Below are 3,195 nucleotides of genomic sequence, written 5' to 3'. Positions count from 1 at the left end.
AACTCAGCCCCAGATTGCCTAGCTAATAAAGTGTCCAATTTTTAGGGTTCACTTCACAAATCATCTTGCTTTTTTATTAAGCTTTCTTTTTTGATAATTTTGCTTTGATCGCACTGAAAATTGCTGGTAAAACAGAAACAACAATGATTGCAATTACGATCAATGAGAAATGTTCCTTTACGAATGGGAAGTTGCCGAAGAAGTAGCCACCACCGCAGCAAAGGATGACCCAACCAATTGCACCGAAGACGTTATACCGAATAAAAGTTGAATATTTCATTCCGCTTCCACCGGCAACAAATGGTGCAAATGTACGAATAATTGGCATGAAACGGGCAAGTGAAATTGCGATTCCGCCGTGTTTTTCAAAAAAGGCTTCAGTTCGATTGAGATCATCTTCTTTAATAAAGCGGCCAAAGAATGAATTTTTCGTCAGGCGTTTTCCAATCGTTTTTCCAATCATAAAGTTCAATGAGTCGCCCGCAATCGGTGCAACTAGAAACAAAATAACGAATGTCCAAATATTAAGGTGATACTCCGGGTTAGCTGCAAGGGCACTTGCGGCGAAAAGCAACGAATCTCCAGGAAGAAATGGGAGAATCACTGCACCAGTTTCAATAAAGATAATTCCGAATAAAATTAAGTATGTCCAGTCGCCAAATTGATTTACGATGGCAACAAGATGTGAATCGATATGTAAAACAAAATCAATAAATTGTGAAATTAAATGCAAAATATCCCTCCAAAAATTTTAGTGATACTAGAAGTATACCTTTTTAATGGAGGGATGACAATCAAGTTTATTCAATATTAAAGTTTTTCATCAATTGGGTGCTGTGGGTTGGTTGCCGTTTTTCAGGATAAATTGTTTCAAGGGCATGGTTGATTGCAATTGGAGCCTGTCCAAATCCGCAAGCAATTAAATCAACGCAACCTTCTTGATATGCATTATCTCCAATTGCATAAACGCCCTTGATCGATGTTTGCTGGGTGCTATCGACTTTAATTTGATTGTGGATTGTTTCAAGATTCCACTTTTTTTGAACAGAGCTATCCGTCTTGAAACCATAGTTGACAATCAATGCATCGGCAAGGAGGGTTTGGTATTCGTCTTTTGTTCGTGAACGTTTAAGTCGAATTTGAGTTTGACCGTTTTGATGTTCAAGGCCGTCGATCATATATGGAGTTAAAATTTCAACGTTTGCAAGATCTTTGATTTTATTGATTGAGCTTTCAAGGGCTCGAAATTGATCACGGCGGTGAACAAGCGTAACTTTCTTAGCGACTTTACTCAGTTCAATTGTCCAGTCAGCGGCTGAATCTCCGCCTCCGGCAATTATTACATTTTTATCCTTAAACATTAAGATGTCAGGCACACTGTAAAAGAGTGATTTGTTTTCAAAATCAGCGGCATTTTCAACTCTCAGTTTGCGCGGTTCAAATGCGCCAACTCCGGTTGCAAGGATAATTGATCGTGAAAGAGTTGTTCGTTGATTTGTTTGGATATGGAAAATTCCATCGTCATCTTTTTCAAATCTTTCAACGGTTTCATTAAGGTGAATTTCAGGTTTAAAGAAATCAGTTTGTTCTTTTAAATTTGAAATTAAATCAGTTCCAGAAATTTTAAAGTATCCAGGAACGTCATAAATTTGCTTTGCAGGGAATAGAGCCGTTACCTGACCGCCGACTTCAGAAAGGCTTTCAATAACTTGTGTTTTAGCTTGACGCATTAATGCATATGTTGCTGTAAATAACCCAACTGGGCCTGCACCGACGATTGTAATGTCATAAATTTTATTTTCCAAAATCCTCACCATCCATCTTTAATTGTTCTCTAAGTTTGTTATACTACATATTAGAAAAATTTGAAGGAGATGTCCATATTGAATTATCCACAGTTGAACCTTGAAAACGAAAAGGGACCGAAAGCAACGATTAAAACAAACTATGGTGAGATGCAATTTCAACTTTTTCCTAAAATTGCTCCAAAAGCGGTTGAAAATTTCGTTGGATTGTCAAAGAAGGGGTATTATAATGGAGTAATTTTTCACCGGGTCATTAAAGACTTTATGATTCAAGGCGGTGATCCAACTGGAACTGGAATGGGTGGTAATAGTATTTGGGAAAAACCGTTTGAAGACGAATTTTCAAATCAAGCCTTTAATTTAAGGGGGGCATTGTCAATGGCCAATGCTGGTCCCGGAACAAATGGAAGTCAGTTCTTTATCGTTCAAAATGAAAACTTAGATCCAATGATGATCAAGGAAATGAAGGCTGCAAGTTATCCTGATGAAATTATTGAAAAGTATCGTAAAGGTGGAACACCTTGGCTGGATCATCGGCATACTGTATTTGGTCACTTAATTTCAGGATGGGATGTTCTTGATGAAATCGCCAATGTAAAGACTCTCCCTGGAGATAAACCTGAAAAAGATGTTGTTATTGAAGACATTTCAATTGAGGAATAGTCATGGATTATCGAATTGGAATGATTCTGACAGGAAAAGTGACTGGAATTCAACCTTATGGGGCATTTGTCTTATTGGATGATGATACTCAAGGATTGATCCATATTTCAGAATTGAAGCATGGTTTTATTTCTAATGTTGGTGACTATTTAAAGGTTGGTCAGATGGTTAAGGTGATGATTGTTGATATTGATGAATATACAGGGAAAATATCATTGTCATTACGGTGCTTAGAACAACCATTTAACTTTAAATATAATCGTGATGAAATCACTCATCGGTATAAAAAATATTGGAGTAATCGGCATGTTGAAGAAGGATTTAAGCCGATTGCGGAACGATTAGATGGATGGATTGAGGATGCGCTAGAAGATATAAAGAACGGAAAATAAAAAAAGTTCTTGACCTTTAGAATAAATTCAGATAATATAATAAACGTTGTTGAGGTTTAGTTATATCAGCTCTTGACAATGTTTATTTTTTTGATAAACTATTAAAAGTTGTCAGTTGATTTTGTTAAAAAAGTTCTTGACATCTTCTGATTACATGATAAAATATCAAATGTTGTCTGTTAAAAGACATTGACATTGATATTTGAAGTAGATCTTTGAAAACTGAACAATGTTTCGACACACAGATGTGCAGGGCAATTCATGAAAATGGATGCAATGACATTTGCGAAGTCAATTCGCTAGTAATTACGAGTCACAAACTTATAAATTGAGAG

At 36.3% G+C, this 3,195-nt stretch carries 4 protein-coding genes; 2 read left to right on the top strand and 2 right to left on the bottom strand.

All coding sequences use genetic code 11. From position 1 onward, the window contains the following. Positions 1–76 precede the first annotated feature (76 nt). Together FC64_RS03615 and FC64_RS03610 are read right to left on the bottom strand one after the other, a co-directional pair. Entirely contained in the window at positions 77–724 is a 648-nt protein-coding gene (locus FC64_RS03615) for a DedA family protein (RefSeq protein ID WP_057906590.1), read from the bottom strand. A 76-nt stretch (positions 725–800) separates the two neighbouring features. After that, on the bottom strand, positions 801–1,808 hold the full coding sequence (locus FC64_RS03610; RefSeq protein WP_057906589.1) for an NAD(P)/FAD-dependent oxidoreductase: 1,008 nt from the start codon (positions 1,806–1,808) through the stop codon (positions 801–803). A gap of 75 nt (positions 1,809–1,883) precedes the next feature. Between FC64_RS03610 and FC64_RS03605 the strand changes: the two genes are divergently transcribed. Continuing rightward, on the top strand, positions 1,884–2,468 hold the full coding sequence (locus tag FC64_RS03605) for a peptidylprolyl isomerase (protein ID WP_057906588.1): 585 nt from the start codon (positions 1,884–1,886) through the stop codon (positions 2,466–2,468). 2 nt (positions 2,469–2,470) lie between these two features. Continuing rightward, positions 2,471–2,860, top strand: a complete 390-nt coding sequence (locus FC64_RS03600; protein WP_057906587.1) for a CvfD/Ygs/GSP13 family RNA-binding post-transcriptional regulator — start codon at positions 2,471–2,473, stop codon at positions 2,858–2,860. The last annotated feature ends 335 nt before the right edge of the window (positions 2,861–3,195 follow it).

The sequence above is a fragment of the Ligilactobacillus araffinosus DSM 20653 genome (assembly GCF_001435375.1).
GTDB lineage: Bacteria > Bacillota > Bacilli > Lactobacillales > Lactobacillaceae > Ligilactobacillus > Ligilactobacillus araffinosus.
Note: the sequence above shows the minus strand (reverse complement) of the source record. Positions and strands in the feature narration are given on the sequence as shown.